Genomic DNA, 16,671 nt, shown 5'->3' on the forward strand with positions numbered 1-16,671 from the left:
TATCTCGATAACGCGCATAAGATTACAGTCGCATATCTGCCAAATTATATCTGATCAGCGGAAGTAGCCGATAATTCGTAATATGAGCCAGATTGGAATAACAATCATGGCACCATAGATCAGCCAAAGCCCGACCTGCTTAACAGTTCCCCAGCCAAGGTTGAGTATGCCCTGAAGCATGTTACCCAGACGATCAATTAAGCCCATTGGTGTAATGCCGAGAGCTGCCATAAAGGCCCCAACCAGCAGCGATACAAAAATCAGTTTAACCAAAACTGAACCGAGAGAACCTCCCAGAAAACGCTGCATGGACATGTTGAACCTCAAACCTTTTTAAAAATCAGAACTCTGGATAATCGATTTTAGCGCGTTATGCCAGTATCGACGCATACTTGATGAAGGTATAGCGCAGCAGATAATAAAAAAGCGTATCATCCTGAGATGATACGCTTTTGAACATTGCCGTAATGGCAATCTATCAGTCAATGTGGCCTGTCTGTCGGCTACCAATCGCGAACTTGGAGGCCACAATCACAGCCTGTGTGCGGCTATCAACACCAAGCTTATCAAGAATAGCAGAAACGTGAGCCTTCACGGTTGCTTCTGAAACGCTGAGTTCATAAGCGATCTGTTTATTCAGCAAGCCTTCTGACAGCATCATGAGGACGCGAACCTGCTGAGGTGTCAAAGTTGACAGGCGGCGAACCAGATTGGCGGTTTCTTTATCTTCTGTCGCGTTCAGATCAATATCTGGTGGTGTCCATGAATCTCCTGAAAGAACAACCTTGATGGCATTGCCGATTGTTTCGATATCAAGAGATTTCGGGATAAAGGCTGATGCACCAAAATCCATCGCCCGACGAATGATATTGCCATCTTCTGTTGCAGAAACAATGGCAACCGGAACGCCGGGGTATTGAGCTCTTAAGTACATCAGGCCAGAAAAGCCCTGAACGCCCGGCATTGAAAGATCAAGCAGAACGAGATCAACTTCGCGTTCCTCTCCAAGTGTTTTGGAGAGCGCGTCCATCCCATTGGTCTGAATAATACTGGCTGAGGGCATGAGGGACGCAAGGGCCTGATGAAGGGCGCCTCTAAAAAGCGGATGGTCGTCAGCTATTATAATCGTGGTAGGCAATTTACATCTCCCCCAGTTTCAGTTTCGGAAGGAACCCTGCGTGTTTGGTTGTTATACCATCAGTATCAGGAATTGTCTTCCATGCACAGTAATGCTGCAATCGGCGAACTGTCACGGCATAGAGCACATCGGACTGTGCCTTATTTCCCAATGAGAAAAAAGTCCTTATCCGACCAATTTCGCATAGAGGTGCGGCAGTTACTAACTACATAACGCTCATATTATAGAACTAAATCAGCTAATTACCAATATAGTGCAATAGGATATATCGACTATGTCCAGCATCACGATGCTCAAGCAGATAGACCCCTTGCCAAGTGCCCAGTGCCAGTTTGCCATCGATAACTGGTAGTGTCAGGCTTGACCCGGTCAGCATTGTTTTTATATGCGCCGGCATGTCATCAGGGCCTTCATAGCTATGAATATAATGGTTATGACGTGGGGCAAGATAATCCAGTGATGTCAGAATATCTTTTTGGACATCAGGATCGGCGTTCTCCTGAATTGTCAGAGAGGCGGAAGTGTGCTGGCAAAAGACACATAAAAGTCCATTGTTTAGACTATGGCTCTTAGCCCATTGTCTAATGTCATCTGTGAATTCAAACAGCCCTGTTCCAGTCGTTTTCAGCGACATCTGTGCGGTCAGCTGTATTTTTACATCTGATTTATGAATATTCGTAATACGGGTCATCATTATCTATCAGTCGCGTCGGAAAAGGATATTGGCAAGCCAGCCAAAAAAGAGAGCTGCCAGAGCTGTCGCGAGGCCATAGTACAGAGGATAATCCTTAGACATATCTCCAACCTCTTGCTGGAAGCCGGTTTTTATCAGCTCAAAATTTGAGTAATGGCGGTCAAGCAAGGTGTTGTCGACAAATAGCGCGACTTCAACATCATAGATGCCCGTGGGAGCAGTTGCAGGTAGGATAACCGGAGCACTGAAGAGGCTGGGCGACAGGAAGGTTACCCCTTGCGTGCTTTGATGGTACAGGTTTTCCTGTTTCTTCAGGCGTAGCAATGCCGTGCGGAAAAGATTTTCCTGATTGGGGTTCTGAAACTGATTTATGTCCTGAGCCGTTGCAATGGCATCCATCCCGATTCTGAATTTGAGACGGAGGGCATCACTGGTAATTTCTTCTAACGGATGGGAAGAAAGAACACTTAGAAAAGCCGGCATTAGCTGAAATTTCTGCTGATCACGATTAAGCCATATGAAGCCAAGGCGTTGACGTTCACGAACTGTCATTGTCTGGCGAGGGCCACGAACTGTTACAACCAGATTATAGGGGCCAACGCGTGGTACGGTTTGAGCATCCCGTTCAATTGTTCCGAAAACCGTGATTGAAGAACCCGTATATTCAGAAGAAATTTCAACACGTGTATTTGAAAGGGCCGCAATGATCTTCTCTGCCTGTGCAGGGTTTGTCCCAAGGCAGAAGAGAATACCAATAATCAGGTTTCTGATTGAGAGGGACGTTCTCATGGCAGTCGCTCCGAAGCACTGATTGAGAACGGCTCTTTAGGAGGCACAAACAGATCAAAGGCAAACTGGATACCAACTGCAAGCAGAAGTAAGGCCAGTAACAGCCGAAACATTTCCGCCTTTAGATGTTTTGCAATGCGTGCTCCTATCTGAGCGCCAAAAACACCACCAATGATCAGCAAAAGAGCAAGAATGATATCAACCGCCTGATTGGTCAGGGCATGGAGTATGAGGGCAACAAGAGATGTGCAGACAATCTGGAACTGTGAAGTTCCAACAACAACGCTGGTTGGAACACGAAACAGATAGAGCAATGCAGGGACGAGAATGAAACCACCCCCGACGCCAAGCAGTGCACCAATGAAGCCAATAAAGAAGGCAAGGCCTACAACTGGGATAACACTGCAATAAAGCTTAGAACGCGGAAACCGCATCCGGAGAGGCCAGCCCAGATAAGAGGCGTGATGTGAAGCTGTACTGAGTTGTCTCGGACGGCCTGAATATTTGAACCAAAGATCCTTGATGCTTTCTCTCAGCATCAGACTGCCGACAATCAGGAACAGCAGCACGTATGAAACGACGATAACCAGATCAAGCTGTCCGGCTCTACGTGCCGCCGCAAACATGAAAATACCAAGGATTGAACCGATAAAACCACCTGCAACCAGTACGCTGCCCAATTTGAAGTCGATGGATTGTCGGTGAAAAGCAGTTATGGAGCTGGTTGTTGAAGAAGCAACAATCTGTGCGGTCTGGCTTGCGACGGCAATAGCTGGCGGGATACCGATAAAGATCAGAAGCGGGGTCATCAAGAAACCGCCGCCAATTCCAAACATGCCAGAAATGAAGCCGACGATAGCGCTCATTCCAAGAACAAACAGCACATCGACAGGCATTTCTGCTATGGGCAGGTAAATCTGCACGCTACTTCCCTAGTTCAAGCCGTACTTGAGCTTAGTAGCTAAGCTTTTCTATTGAAAGTCTTAATTTCTTGTCCAGGCAGTAGTTTCCAGACAATAATATACTTTAGGTATTTTGATGAGAAACTTCTGATCGCAGGAAACGGCTGTGTCGAGGTGTTGTCTGGTGATTGGCGTAGCGGGCGGCCGTAATAAAATCATTCAGAACAACATGATCAGCACTGTCTACATTCTGAGATGTTGACGAGGGAAGCTCAGGTTGTGGTAGCACTGCCTTATCTGGGCGATTATCAGAACGTTGGTCAAGAGCTGTGATATGCTCTTTAAGTGCGGCGATATCAGCTTTTAAAGCTTCTTCAGCTTTCTGGGTATCTGAAAAACGAACTGATATCTGATTGATGGTTTCAATGACAGATTGCAGCTTTCCACCAACTGTATCGCTAAGGTGTACAATTTCCGAAAGATGTTTGTTCAGATTATTTGGAGACTGTGCAGAGGCGAGTGCTTCTATCTTTGAAAGGAGAAGAGGTATGGCCTGTTCTGCCTGCTTATTAACGGCTCGGGCTGCTTTAATACGCTGAAGTTCCTGCCCAACAATTTCCAGCTGTGCTGTCATCCTGGCGAAATAATGCGCAGGTGCCTGAGATGGCTCAACCTTTGTTGAGGGATGAACTGAAACAGTGTTTGGTAAAGCGGTAACTGGTGAAAGGGGTATAAGAATAGAGTGCGTGCGGGTGCGCTGCTCTAGTCTGGTAATCCCACTTTCTAAAACACTGATTGCATGAGTAAGTGAATTTAATCGTACAGCATTAGCTGCTATGGGCCGTTTTTGTGCACGCGTGTTTACGGGGGCTGCCCGTTTTTCAGTCAGGAAATCACACAGAGCCACCAGCAGCTTTTGGTGTTGCCCCATGACGTGCTGGATTGAGGAGAGTCTTGTCTCGGTCTTGTTCATCCAGCGGGTAATACTATCAAGTGCAACAGCTGTGTTCCCCGATTGATGTGACAGGGTTTCTTTGAAAGAATCATCCTTACTGGCGATGGCATAAAGCAATCGGTCGATCTTGTTTGAAGGGATAGAGGATACACGGATATTGGTGGAGAATTCGTTTTTTCCAACCTTCGCGGCTGCTGCCACGGGCTTCATCAAATTGGAGCGCCTGATGGGCGTTTTGACTGTCCTGGCCCGCATTTGGGATTTCATCGCCGCTTACATACTCAATGAGAAACGAAATGTTGCTCATGACAACATTCGCTTCTGGTGGAATTCCATCTAAACGATGCCTCATCAGGGTAAATAAGGCGTTAAACATTATGAAAATTACCGTGATAAAATTATTTTCTTAGATTTGGTAAGATTTTTTTCTAATAGGTTATAAATTAACTTTTATAATCATTGAGATAGTTTGTTTTTAATACATCGAAAAATTCTATTCATTAATATTTGCAATGTAATTTATAAAAAAATATAATCACAAAAACATATTTGATTGTTGGCATGTCACTGCCAAATTCGTGGTGTGTTTAAAACCATGGGATGAGTTTAGGGTCATGGATGAAAATAAAAATCTAGTTGGAAGTAAAAAGCTATATTCCATTAAAGATCTGGCAACAGAATTCTCTGTTTCTTTGCGAACGTTACGTTTCTATGAGAGCCGTGGATTAATCTCGCCTTATCGCGATGGTCTAAACAGACTTTATAGTGAAAATGATCGCCAGCGTTTATCTGCAATCTTACAGGGCAAACAGTTGGGTTTTACGTTGACAGAAATCAGCGAAATGCTTGCTCGGTCCCCAAAGAATGTCGATAAATCTGCCGAGCTTAAAATACCTGTACGGCTGGTTGATAAACAGCTGCAGTTTCTGGAGACGCAAAAGGCAGAAGTTGAAATGGCCATAGAAGAGCTGCAGAAATACAAAATGGAGTTCTGCTAAGTTATCTCTTTATGACACACGTCCGTTATGATGGGACGTGTGTCAATTTCCATTGACCGAGAAGTGCTCTGAGAACCGCAGGTTTTAGGGGTTTATTGAGCAAATGAACTTCTGCAGCTGCCGCCATTTCCCGCACAGCTGGTGAGCGGTCAGCTGTAATGAGAACAGCCAGTATATCATCCTGATACGCTTCTCTGACGACTTTTATGGCCTGCAGTCCATCACCATCATCAAGGTGGTAATCCGCAATAACAGCGTCAATGATGGTTGGATCATTCTCCGCAATGCTAAGGGCTTCTTCAACACCGGCCGCGGTAATGATTTTACATCCCCAGCCCTGAAGCAGAACTTTCATTCCTTCCAAAATGACAGGCTCGTTATCAATAGCCAGAACTTTCATGCCGGCCAGAGGCGTTGCTGGAGCTTGCTTTGGTTCATCCTGCTGCTGCAATACCGGAACATTTGCAACAATCGGTATGTCAACGCGAAAGACAGAACCCTTTCCCGGCTCTGAAAACAAATCAATACGATGATCCAGAACGCGGGATATGCGCTCTACAATAGACAACCCAAGCCCTAGTCCGCGTGCGACCTTGGCTCCCTGATCAAGGCGTTTGAACTCGTGGAAGACAATTTTCTGCTGCGTTTCTGGAATGCCGAGGCCCGTATCCCAGACCTGAAGCGACATCCTACCCTTATTTCGTTTAACACCAACCAGAACGCTTCCTGATGGCGTATATTTGATGGCATTAGAAATAAGGTTCTGTAACAATCTGCGTAGCAGGCGGCGGTCTGAGCGGACGGTCAAAGAGCTCTTCACAAAGTGAAGTTTGAGATTTTTAACTTTGGCAACAGGCTCAAACTCTCTTTGAAGCTGAACCAGTATCTCTTCAATTCGGAAATCAGAAAGCTGAGCCCGTAAGGCACCGGTATCAAGGCGGGAAATATCAAGCAGTGCTGTTAGAATTTCTTCAACGGCATCCAGTGAAGCATTGACGTTTTCAGCCAGTGATTCAATCTCACCACCTTTCGCCCTTTCGATAAGTGATGTTGAATAAAGGCGTGCTGCATTGAGGGGCTGCAAAATATCATGTCCGGCAGCGGCAAGAAAGCGTGTCTTCGAGATGTTTGCTTCATCTGCCTCAGATTTGGCATGTGTCAGTTCCGCATTTAGGCGGGTCAGCTCTTCTGTTCTTTCTTTGACGCGTAGTTCCAGAGTTTCATTCGCTTTTTTACGCTCTTCTTCCTGAGTAACCGTATCGGTAATGTCGGTATAGGTTGTGACGTAACCACCTTCCGGAAGCTGGTTGGTTCTGATTTCGATAACTTTGCCAAACGGAAGCAGCTTAAGGCGAACAGGCTCCATATCATAGATGAAGCTGCGCATGCGCTGGGAGACAAGCTCTTCTACTGATCCGGGGCCATATGATCCGCGCTCTGCATTAAAGCGTATGATCTCATCAAGCCCGATCCCGATGTGCATCATGCTTGGGGGCAGTTCATAAAGTTCCACGAAGGCATGGTTCCAGGTCAAAACCGTCATGTCTTTATCAAGAACGGTAATTCCCTGACGTGCATGGTCAACTGCGTGCTGTAGAAGATCCCGGCTATATTGAAGAGCAGCTGAGGCATCATCAAGCAGTTTGAGTGCAGCATTGGTTGAGACGGTTCGTCGGCGCAGAACAAGTGATAGTGCCAGCCGGGAGGAGGCGGCTCCGATAACAGATGCAAGCAGATGCTCTGCAAATCGTAAAAGGTGGAGGTCAGCTTCTTCACGGTCATCCAGAATCATGTTCTGGCTATGTGCAAAGCTTTTGAATGAACGATCTGTTCTCTCATTGCCAAGATAGCGGGCAACGGCTGCTCTGATCTCCCCAACCGTGATACTGGATCTGAAAAACCGGAAGCTCAGTGGCGAGGCTGTTTCCTGAATCCCAACAAAGGCGTTGGCCTGAATCTTCTCCATTGGTCTTGGAGCTCTCACCAGAGAGAAGACAATATAGAACAGCGTATTAACTGCGAGCCCCCAGAGGAGTGCGCTGTTTAAAAGTGAGAAACCAGGGCCTAGTAACGGAATGGGTTTAAGCAGGCTGATCCCGAAAGGCCCCTCATCCAATATGAATTTCCAATGACTGGAATCGCGGATGAGGTTGGGTAGAAACATCATATAGAAATTAGTGATAGTGCCGGCCACGATGCCTGCGACCGTTCCAAGAGCCGTGCCTCTCGCCCAGAAAAGCCCAAGGATGAATGCAGGGAAAAGCTGAGCAAATACCCCGAAAACAAAATAGGTTGATTGCGATAGGGGAATACTTACCGGGTTAAGCTGGTAGATAAATGCCAGCCCAATCACAAGAATGATTGCAAAATAGCGGATCAGCTGCACAAGCGTGCTTAAGCTTCTTTGCTTTGAAGACGATGCCGCCTCCGTGATGAGGGTATCCCGTAGCAACATTGGCAATATGATGTGGTTGGATACCATGATTGCTAGTGCTGTTGCTTCAACGACAACCATGAGAGTTGCAGCTGAAAGACCGCCAATGAATGCAATCATGGCAATGGGAATGTTGCCACTGAGCAGAGGCAGGGAAACGAGCGCCATGCTGCCTGAGTTGGACGGGTAGCCGAAGGTTATCAGTGAAACGAGCGTAATAGGCAGAATGAAAAGAAGCAGAAGAATACAATAAAGGGGCGTCAGCCAGGCAGCTTTGCGAATATCCCTTTCGTCTCTATTTTCGACGATAAGCATATGGAAGTTGCGCGGTTGCAATAAGGCGCACAGTGCCGAGAATGCGAACAGAATAATATAGTTGGAAAAATTGGAAGTTCGCTTCGTGAGTGTTGGGTCAAACCCAAGCCTTTCAGCCGCCGTAACAATTGACGTAAAGCCATTGAAAAGACCGTATGTAACGTAAATTCCAACCGTCAGAAATGCAGCCAGCTTAATGAGTGAATCAAAAGCTGCAATCGTGAGGAGGCCGTCGTTCTTCTCCCCTTGCGTTGCCCTCTTAATGTTGATCAGTATTGTAACGATAATGATCGCTAAAGTTACGATCGAAAGGGATACATGAGATGAGGGGAAGCTGGGTGGTAATAGGTTAGAGGTTCTTGGAATAACGAGGGCTTCATATGAAGCGGCGACCATACGCAGCTGATAACTGATGTAGGGAATGGAACCTATAAAGACGACGGCTGATGTTAAGGCCGCAATGGGAACGCTTTTCCCGTAACGGGCTGCGATAAAGTCGGCGATAGACGTGACGTTCTGTGCTTTTGCAATATGGATGACGCGTCTGATAAGCGGGCTGCCAAAACAAACCAGAAAAGCAGGGCCAAAGTAAATGGCGATAAAATCCAGCCCTTCCCAGCTCGCTAGGCTGACTGAGCCATAAAAAATCCCGCCTGTCGTATAAATTCCTAAAGACAACGCATAAATGGTTGAGCGAGAGGAACCACGAAGAAGTTTGAAATTTTTGGAGTTAGCCCAGTACGCGATACCAAGAAGCACAATAAGGTAAACGGATGCAGCAAGAAGTACAAACCATTTTTCAATCATAAAATGTTGCCTCGCTCTGTCATCTCGTGATGCTTGCTACACAGATTTATTCTTATAGCTTAGCCTGTATTTATATACACCACCACTAGTCAATTTTTCTTCACGATATAGTTTAAGTGGGAAATCCTTGCTCTGCAGTCAGCGTATTTGGAAAATATGCTACTTTGCGGAAACAGCTTTTAGTATGGGAGTGATAGTATGTTGGAAGAATTTAAGAAATTTGCCCTGCGTGGCAATATGCTGGATCTGGCAATCGGTGTGATTATTGGCGCAGCGTTCAGCAAGCTTGTGGATTCTATTGTGAATGACCTGTTGATGCCAATTATTGGTGCCCTGACAGGCGGTCTTGATTTTTCAAACTACTTTATTGCTCTGTCCTCAAATGTTACGGCGCCTTCGCTGGCTGCGGCCAAAGCTCAGGGAGCTGTCATTGCATGGGGTAACTTCCTGACAATATTCATTAACTTCATGATTATTGCCTGGATTTTGTTCATGGTGATCAAGGCCATCAACAAGGTTCAGGGTGCTCCAAAGCCTGCTGAGGTTCCCGCTGATGTAAAGCTGCTTGGCGAGATCAAGGATATTCTTGCCAAGAAAAGCTGATCCTGAGAAAGATTAATTACTTTAATTTATCTGGAGCCCGGCAGTATCCGGGCTTCAGCATTTAAAGATACTGATATCGCTGGTATCAAGTCTGGCAAGAGCTGTGCTGACCATCTCCCCTTTTATGCATAAATCAGGGGCAATTTCGCTGAGCGGAGCAAGTACGAAAGACCGGTTTAGAATATATGGATGGGGGAGGGTTAGCCTTTCACTCTCAAGCTCCATGCCTTCATAGACGAGTACATCAATATCAATCAGTCTGGGGCCCCACTTTTGCAGGCGTTTGCGCCCCATTGCATGTTCAATATCCAGACAGCTTGTTAAAAGCTGATGAGCTTCCAGAGTGGTTTCGATTCTCAGGCAGGCATTGATGAACCAGTCCTGATCGGTATTTCCCCATGGGGCAGTTCTGTAGAGATGAGAGACCTGACTGACGGATATACCGTCCGTATCATTCAGTCTGTTACGCGCTTCAAAAATATTGGCGGCTTTATCACCCATATTGGAGCCCAGCCCAAGATAGGCTGTGCAGATGCCATCCATCTTGTCTTCTGGAATCATGAGCCTGTACGTTTTCTGAAGATTGTTACACTGACAGTATCAAATGTTGCCTGAATTGGTGCAGAGGGTTTCTCAATCTCAACGCCAATGCTATGCGCCAGTGGAAAAGCGTCAAGAACCTGTGTTGCGATGGCTTCTGCCAAGGCTTCGACCAGCTGAAAGCGCTGTTGGGTTGCAATATGAATAGCCAGCTCTGTCAGTTTGGCATAGTTGATTGTGTAGTCCAGATTGTCAGTCGTTCCGGCCTTGGAAAGGTCCGCTTCAACTGTCAGTGAGATAAAGAACTTCTGCCCTAATTTCGCTTCTTCTTCCATCACGCCATGGAAGGCATAAACGGCGATACGCTGAACTTTGATCAGATCGGTCACTCTTGGGCACTTTCATTTGCAAAACACTTGTAAGTATCAGTAACCCGCATGGCATCAACGTGTTCTGCAACATCATGAGCTCTGATAATAGAAGCCCCATTTATCGCAGCAAGTGTATGAACTGCAAGTGTCCCAGCCATTCGTTCCTGAGGAGGGCGATTGACTATTTTGGCGATCATCCGTTTTCGCGATGCTCCAACCAGCATGGGAAAGCCAAAGGCACGGAGCTCCGGCAGTCTCTGGATGATTTCAAAATGCTGTTTATCTGTCTTTCCAAATCCGATACCTGGATCCAGAATAATATTATGCTCGGCAATGCCAGCCTTATAAGCAATGCTGAGGGAGCGATCAAAGAAATATCGCATATCATCAAGAATATCCAGATCGGGGTCTTCTTCTGCCCGGTTATGCATAATGATGACAGGGGCACCAAATTCAGCTGCAACATCTGCAATGACAGGGTCATGCTGCAAGCCACAAACATCATTGATAATATGTGCACCGGCTTTCAAGGCAGTGCGGGCAGTCTCTGATTTATAAGTATCAATTGAAATAGGCTTGTCCGTTATTTGTGCGATACGGGAAATGATTGGCTCAATCCGCCTGATCTCTTCTTCTGCGCTGATAGGGCTAAAGCCTGGGCGCGTGGATTCTCCGCCAATATCAATAATATCGACTTCTTGCTCAATCATAAGGCGTGCGTGAGCTTCTGCTGCGAGAATACTGTCATGCAAGCCGCCATCCGAGAATGAATCCGGCGTGACGTTTAATATGCCCATGACGAGAACGCGTTTCTCAATATCTGGCAAGAGTGTTTTTAATCTGGATTGTGACATGGTTCTCAGATGTTGTCTTTTCCGTTTATCTGCCTGCATTCTCTTTAAGAATTGCGTCAAATATCGCACCGTCTGCAAAGTGTTTTTGCTGGGCTGCGGCCCAGCCACCAAAATCTTTGTCTATTGTCAGCAGCTCAACTTTCGGGAACTGGGAAAGAACGGTTGGATCTATACCCTCCGGTGAAGAGGGACGATAATGATGTTTTGCAATGATTTTTTGTGCTTCAGGGGTGTAGAGAAACTCCAGATAGGCCTGTGCGATTTTACCTGTCTTATGCTTTTCAGCATTCCCGTCGACGATGGCAACCGGGGGCTCAGCCAGAATTGATATGGAGGGAGCAACAATTTCAAACTTATCTTTGCCAAACTCATTGAGCGCAAGCAAAGCCTCATTCTCCCATGCAATCAGAACATCTCCCATATTACGCTGAGCAAAGGTTGTGGTTGCACCTCTTGCGCCCGTATCAAGCACAGGAACGTTTTTGAAGATGGCTTTAAGGAATTCCTTTGCCTGTCCCTCATCATTTAATTTCTTCATTGAATAGCCCCAGGCTGCCAGATAATTCCATCGGGCACCGCCTGAAGTTTTGGGATTTGGGGTAATAACCTGAATGCCGGGTTTCGCGAGATCATCCCAATCCTTGATCGCTTGGGGATTATCTTTGCGGACCAGAAAAACAATGGTTGATGTGTAAGGGGATGAGTTATGCGGAAGACGCTTTTGCCACTCAGCAGGCAGCTTGCCAGTCGCTTTTGCAATCTCGTCAATATCTGCAGCAAGGGCCAATGTGACCACATCGGCCTCCAACCCGTCAATCACGGAGCGTGCCTGTTTGCCAGAGCCTCCGTGAGAGGTACGGATATTGATTGTTTCACCCGTTTCCTTCTTCCATTTTTCCGTGAAAATCTGATTGATTTCTTTGTAAAGCTCACGGGTCGGGTCGTAAGAGACGTTTAGAAGTTGTGTCTGGGCAAAAGCTGCTGCCGTACCCATGCAAAACAGGAGAGCAGATGTCGTAAAAAGTTTAATCCCGCGACGTAACATGGTTTTTCTCCTGATTTTGTTCAAACTTCAGATGGCTTCCAATGCCTGTACGATATCTTCTATCTGGTCCTCAAAATGTTCAAGTCCAATAGAAAGTCGTAAAAACCCTTCTGAAATACCAAGAACTTCTCTTTCTTCCGGCTTAAAGCTCATATGTGTTGTCGTTGCCGGATGAGTGATAATGCTTTTTGCATCACCCAGATTATTTGAAATGCGGATCAGTTTGAGCGCATTCAGAAAACGGAATGCTTCTGCACGTCCACCCTTCACTTCCAAACCAATCATTGTTGAATGACCGCTCATTTGCTGCCTGATGAGGTCAGCCTGTGGGTGATCAGCCCGCCCGGGATAGACGATGCGCTTAATTTTAGGATGTGCTGCCAGAGCGTCAGCCACTCTTGCCGCATTTTGAGACTGCCGTTCTACACGGACTGCAAGTGTCTCAAGTCCTTTGAGTAAAACCCATGCATTAAATGGTGAAATCGTTGGCCCGGTGAGACGAACAAAAGGCCAGATGGTTTCCTCAATGAATGTCCTGGTGCCAAGGATCACACCGCCCAGACAGCGACCTTGTCCATCAATGTGTTTGGTTGCAGAGTAAACCACACAATCAGCACCTAGTTTAAGGGGCTTCTGAAAGAGCGGTGTTGCGAAAACATTATCAACTGTCAGTGTGGCACCGGCAGCATGGGCAATATCGGCAACGGCTTGAATATCAATGATTTCAAGTGTCGGATTTGCAGGGCTTTCCAAAAAGAAGACTTTTGTCTCAGGTCGTACAGCTGCCTTCCAGGCATTGATATCTCTGCCGTCAACCAGTGTTGAGGTTACACCAAAACGGGCCAGAAGATCGGTAATGACATTGCGGTTTGAACCAAACATGGCTCTGGCAGCCACGATATGGTCACCTGCTTTAACCTGTGCGACCAATGCGGCGGTAACAGCTGCCATACCTGTTGCGGTAGCTTGGGCGGCTTCTGCACCTTCAAGAGCAGCCATACGTTCTTCAAATATGGTGACTGTGGGGTTTGCGTAACGCGAATAACTATAACCCGGTTCTTCATTTAGGAAACGGCGTTCTGCCTGTTCTGCCGTTTCATAAATGAAACCCTGAGTCATATAGAGAGCTTCACTCGTTTCTCCAAACTGAGAACGTGAAGTTCCATCGTGAATAAGAGCCGTTTCTGGACGATAAGTTTTACGACACGACATGATGACATTTCCTTTGGTGTTGTCTTCACTCAACTATATAACGCCGTTCGTAATAAAGAACAATCGTTCTTGTTGAAGAATTTTTAGGATTGTTATTTCTTGCCTTAAGTTTTCATTGAGTGGCTATCAACAGGTTGTATTTTCCATTGACTGAGTAAGTTTTGAGTTCAATGGTGATTTCGTTATTAAAGGGTAGATAAGTATATTTTTTAAACTCTACATAGGGGTATTATTGTGTTTTCTTTCATTTCTCGGCGTCTGTTAATCGTCGCAACTGTTTTTTTATCGGTCGGTGCACTGACAGCATGTGGCGACAAGGAACCAGAACAGCGTAAGGCTTTCATTGAGTTCTTGCAAAAGGATGTTATTCCGCGTGCGCCTAATGTCATTTATATGAAGGACGAGCAGAAAAAAGCTTTTGGTCCTTATGCTGATCATTATCAGCTGATTCTTGATTTCAACACGACCCAGAATGAAACGACAAGCGTGATGAACAAGTTCAGCGCCTTGCGTAGCAAAATGACAAATATGCAGGGTATTCAGCAGAACTGGAAAGAAATTTCCGAGCTCCGCAATGTTCTGATGAATAAGGTTATTGCTGATCTGAAAGTGAACCTTGAGAAGATCAAGGGACAAGTCGCTGCTTTGAAGCAGCCTGATGATCTGAAGCCAGTTTTTGCTGAAGCCTTTAGTAAGTCAGTTGAAATGCCAGCTAGCCTGTTTGCAAATGCTGCCCCTGCAATTGATACGACAATGCAGGCTCTGGAAGCGCTGGGTAAGTTCCTTGATGACAATAAGAGCAAGCTCACAATTTCTGGTATGACAGTGAATACAAACGACAATAAGCTGAGAGCTGAGCTTCAGACATTGATGAACACTTATAATCAGTCAGCTATGGCACTGTTGCAGGCCATGAAGCCATTGATGTCAATGGGGCGTTAATCCCTTCAAGGCTAAGAGATTGAACCCCGCTTTTCAGCGGGGTTTTTTATATTATCGTTTAACTTTGACCGTATCAATAAAAGCTCGCAATGCTGCGGATATCCGGTTGCGACTTGGGTAGTACAGATAAAAACTGGATGATTGTGTGGTCCAGTCTTCCAACACTCTGATGAGTGAACCCTGCTCAAGATACGGTTTGGCATAGTCTTCAAATGTATAAGCCAAACCAATCCCATCGTCTGCAAGTTTAAGCATGGCCGGATGGTTATGAGATAATGTGATAGACCCTTTGACTGCAATCTGAATATCCCGACCATCCTTCGAAAATTCCCATTGATAGATTTTACCGCTGGGAAAACGCATTCTGATGCAGTCGTGCTTTAACAGATCATGCGGTGTCTGGGGGATGCCATTCTTTTCTAAATAATCCGGCGAACCGACAACAGTAAACCGCTGCCCCATATCTATTGGAACTGCAATCATATCCTGTTCCAGCCTTTCACTGAACCGTATGCCTGCATCAAAACCTTTTTGAACGATATCCACCAGCTCTGCATCAGAGACGAGTTCTAGGGTTATGGATGGAAACTGCCTTCTGAAATCTCGGATTAAGGGCGCAAGAACCAACTGTATTGCAGACTGTGGGGCAGAAATACGTATATGTCCGGAGGGCGTATTCTTGAATGCATTCGTTGCTTCAAGAGCATTATTTATATCCAGAAGGGCAGGCTGTAGTTTTTTTAACAGGGTCTCACCAGCTTCCGTCAGAGAAACACTTCTGGTGGTGCGATTGAGAAGTCTGATGTCCAGATGTTCTTCTAAATTACGAATACGATGGCTCAGGGCTGAGGGTGAAATTTGCAGTTCGATTGCAGCTCTTCTGAAATTAAGATGAGTTGCAATACTTGAGAAGGCCACCAGATTGGTTAGGTTCTCACTTTTCATTGATGAAAATTTCTCAATAGGTCATGAATAATTGTGCGGATTATAGCACAATCCTGAGTGGTGCATAGTAACTCTTCGGATGTCGCAAAGGGCGTTTATCTGGGAAGCAGGAGTTGGTTATGCAGAAAAGAAAAATTGAAGCGCTCGAACAGGATGTCTCTGCCATCGGTTTGGGATGTATGGGAATGTCAGAATTCTACGGCACTTCTGATGATGCCCAGTCCTTAGATACGCTGGAGTTCGCTTTTGAAAATGGCATCAACTTCTTTGATACTGCGGATATGTATGGCACAGGTCATAATGAAGAGCTGCTCGCAAAATTTATAAAGGGGAAGCGAGAACAGCTTGTTATGGGAACAAAGTTTGGCATTGTCCGAAAGCCGGATGCTTATGAGCGAACTGTTGATAATAGCCCCGCCTATATCAAACAGGCTTGTGAAGCGTCTCTTAAACGATTGGGAACGGATTACATTGACCTTTATTATTGCCATCGCCGTAATCAGGACACCCCTATCGAAGAAATGATGGAGGCTTTAGCTGGCTTGGTTAAGGCCGGTAAAATCAAGGGAATTGGCTTGTCTGAAGTGACTGCTGAGACATTGCGGCGTGCGCATGCTGTACACCCGGTTTCCGTCATTCAGAGTGAGTACTCCTTGTGGAGCCGTGTCGCTGAAGACGATGTTTTGCCGACATGCCGTGAACTAGGGGTGACCTTCGTTGCCTATTCCCCGCTTGGGAGAGGTTTTCTGAGTGGGAAGATCCCAAATATCAATGCACTGGAAGCCGGTGATTTCAGGCGCTTTAATCCAAGGTTCTCGGAAGAAGCCCTTAAGCAGAATTTTGCCTTGGCAGAGCAGTTGAAAGAGGTTGCTGAACAGAAAAAGGCGACCGAAGCTCAGTTGGCGCTGGCCTGGTTATTAGCCAAACACGACAATGTTGTTCCTATTCCCGGAACGCGAAATAAAGATCGTCTTTTGGAAAATATTGGTGCAGCAGATGTCATGCTCACAGCAGAGGATATTGCTGCTCTGGATCAGATATTTACCCCTGATAAAGTGATAGGTGCACGCTATCCCGATAACGGAGTTGTCGGGATAGAAACACCAGTTTAACCAGAGAGGGCGGGG

The 16,671-nt window shown here is 46.1% G+C and carries 17 protein-coding genes; 4 read left to right on the forward strand and 13 right to left on the reverse strand.

The genetic code is table 11. The annotated features are described in order from the left end of the window. Nucleotides 1-54: 54 nt before the first annotated feature. From WJT86_RS03580 to WJT86_RS03605, 6 genes are all read right to left on the reverse strand, one after another. A complete protein-coding gene (locus WJT86_RS03580) occupies nt 55-315 on the reverse strand; it encodes a DUF6460 domain-containing protein (RefSeq protein ID WP_346336109.1) in 261 nt (86 codons plus the stop codon). A gap of 163 nt (nt 316-478) precedes the next feature. Next, a complete protein-coding gene (locus WJT86_RS03585) occupies nt 479-1,138 on the reverse strand; it encodes a response regulator transcription factor (protein ID WP_346336110.1) in 660 nt (219 codons plus the stop codon). Between the two features lie 238 nt (nt 1,139-1,376). Continuing rightward, nucleotides 1,377-1,829: a secondary thiamine-phosphate synthase enzyme YjbQ gene (locus WJT86_RS03590; RefSeq protein ID WP_346336297.1), complete on the reverse strand. Its 453-nt coding sequence runs from the start codon at nt 1,827-1,829 to the stop codon at nt 1,377-1,379. Between the two features lie 9 nt (nt 1,830-1,838). Beyond that, entirely contained in the window at nt 1,839-2,621 is a 783-nt protein-coding gene (locus tag WJT86_RS03595; RefSeq protein ID WP_346336111.1) for a TIGR02186 family protein, read from the reverse strand. Continuing rightward, nucleotides 2,618-3,544 carry a sulfite exporter TauE/SafE family protein gene (locus tag WJT86_RS03600; RefSeq protein ID WP_346336112.1) on the reverse strand — a complete coding sequence of 309 codons (927 nt, stop codon included), beginning with the start codon at nt 3,542-3,544 and terminating at the stop codon, nt 2,618-2,620. Before WJT86_RS03600 ends, WJT86_RS03595 begins: the two co-directional genes overlap by 4 nt. A gap of 103 nt (nt 3,545-3,647) precedes the next feature. Continuing rightward, on the reverse strand, nt 3,648-4,688 hold the full coding sequence (locus WJT86_RS03605; protein ID WP_346336113.1) for a hypothetical protein: 1,041 nt from the start codon (nt 4,686-4,688) through the stop codon (nt 3,648-3,650). 404 nt (nt 4,689-5,092) lie between these two features. On the opposite strand from WJT86_RS03605, the gene WJT86_RS03610 reads away from it, so the two are divergent. After that, nucleotides 5,093-5,476 carry a MerR family transcriptional regulator gene (locus WJT86_RS03610; RefSeq protein ID WP_346336114.1) on the forward strand — a complete coding sequence of 128 codons (384 nt, stop codon included), beginning with the start codon at nt 5,093-5,095 and terminating at the stop codon, nt 5,474-5,476. A 25-nt stretch (nt 5,477-5,501) separates the two neighbouring features. On the opposite strand, the gene WJT86_RS03615 is transcribed toward WJT86_RS03610, so the two are convergent. Then, a complete protein-coding gene (locus WJT86_RS03615; protein WP_346336115.1) occupies nt 5,502-9,032 on the reverse strand; it encodes a NahK/ErcS family hybrid sensor histidine kinase/response regulator in 3,531 nt (1,176 codons plus the stop codon). 198 nt (nt 9,033-9,230) lie between these two features. Between WJT86_RS03615 and mscL the strand changes: the two genes are divergently transcribed. Next, nucleotides 9,231-9,635 (forward strand): large conductance mechanosensitive channel protein MscL, encoded by a 405-nt coding sequence (gene mscL / locus WJT86_RS03620; protein WP_346336116.1) that lies wholly within the window; start codon nt 9,231-9,233, stop codon nt 9,633-9,635. 54 nt (nt 9,636-9,689) lie between these two features. Here the strand turns inward: mscL and folK are convergent, their stop codons facing one another. The 5 genes from folK to WJT86_RS03645 are packed head-to-tail and all read right to left on the reverse strand — an operon-like array spanning nt 9,690 to nt 13,657. Continuing rightward, nucleotides 9,690-10,196: a 2-amino-4-hydroxy-6-hydroxymethyldihydropteridine diphosphokinase gene (gene folK / locus WJT86_RS03625; protein WP_407066898.1), complete on the reverse strand. Its 507-nt coding sequence runs from the start codon at nt 10,194-10,196 to the stop codon at nt 9,690-9,692. Continuing rightward, nucleotides 10,193-10,564, reverse strand: coding sequence for a dihydroneopterin aldolase (folB, locus tag WJT86_RS03630; protein WP_346336117.1), 372 nt, complete (start codon nt 10,562-10,564; stop codon nt 10,193-10,195). Before folB ends, folK begins: the two co-directional genes overlap by 4 nt. Beyond that, nucleotides 10,561-11,400: a dihydropteroate synthase gene (gene folP, locus WJT86_RS03635; protein WP_346336118.1), complete on the reverse strand. Its 840-nt coding sequence runs from the start codon at nt 11,398-11,400 to the stop codon at nt 10,561-10,563. The genes folB and folP overlap by 4 nt, the downstream gene beginning before the upstream one ends. 25 nt (nt 11,401-11,425) lie before the next feature. Continuing rightward, nucleotides 11,426-12,445, reverse strand: a complete 1,020-nt coding sequence (locus WJT86_RS03640) for a sulfate ABC transporter substrate-binding protein (RefSeq protein WP_346336119.1) — start codon at nt 12,443-12,445, stop codon at nt 11,426-11,428. A gap of 27 nt (nt 12,446-12,472) precedes the next feature. Next, the gene (locus WJT86_RS03645) at nt 12,473-13,657 is read right to left on the reverse strand and encodes an O-succinylhomoserine sulfhydrylase (protein WP_346336120.1); all 1,185 of its coding nucleotides are present in this window, start codon (nt 13,655-13,657) and stop codon (nt 12,473-12,475) included. A gap of 234 nt (nt 13,658-13,891) precedes the next feature. Here WJT86_RS03645 and WJT86_RS03650 point away from each other — a divergent pair, with 234 nt between their 5' ends. After that, nucleotides 13,892-14,599, forward strand: coding sequence for a DUF3053 family protein (locus tag WJT86_RS03650; RefSeq protein ID WP_346336121.1), 708 nt, complete (start codon nt 13,892-13,894; stop codon nt 14,597-14,599). Between the two features lie 51 nt (nt 14,600-14,650). Here WJT86_RS03650 and WJT86_RS03655 read toward each other — a convergent pair whose 3' ends face one another. After that, nucleotides 14,651-15,544 carry a LysR family transcriptional regulator gene (locus tag WJT86_RS03655; protein ID WP_346336122.1) on the reverse strand — a complete coding sequence of 298 codons (894 nt, stop codon included), beginning with the start codon at nt 15,542-15,544 and terminating at the stop codon, nt 14,651-14,653. Nucleotides 15,545-15,663: 119 nt separating this feature from the next. Here WJT86_RS03655 and WJT86_RS03660 point away from each other — a divergent pair, with 119 nt between their 5' ends. Then, entirely contained in the window at nt 15,664-16,656 is a 993-nt protein-coding gene (locus tag WJT86_RS03660; protein ID WP_346336123.1) for an aldo/keto reductase, read from the forward strand. Nucleotides 16,657-16,671 lie beyond the last annotated feature (15 nt).

The organism is Hohaiivirga grylli, from assembly GCF_039655745.1.
GTDB classification, from domain to species: domain Bacteria; phylum Pseudomonadota; class Alphaproteobacteria; order Rhizobiales; family Beijerinckiaceae; genus Hohaiivirga; species Hohaiivirga grylli.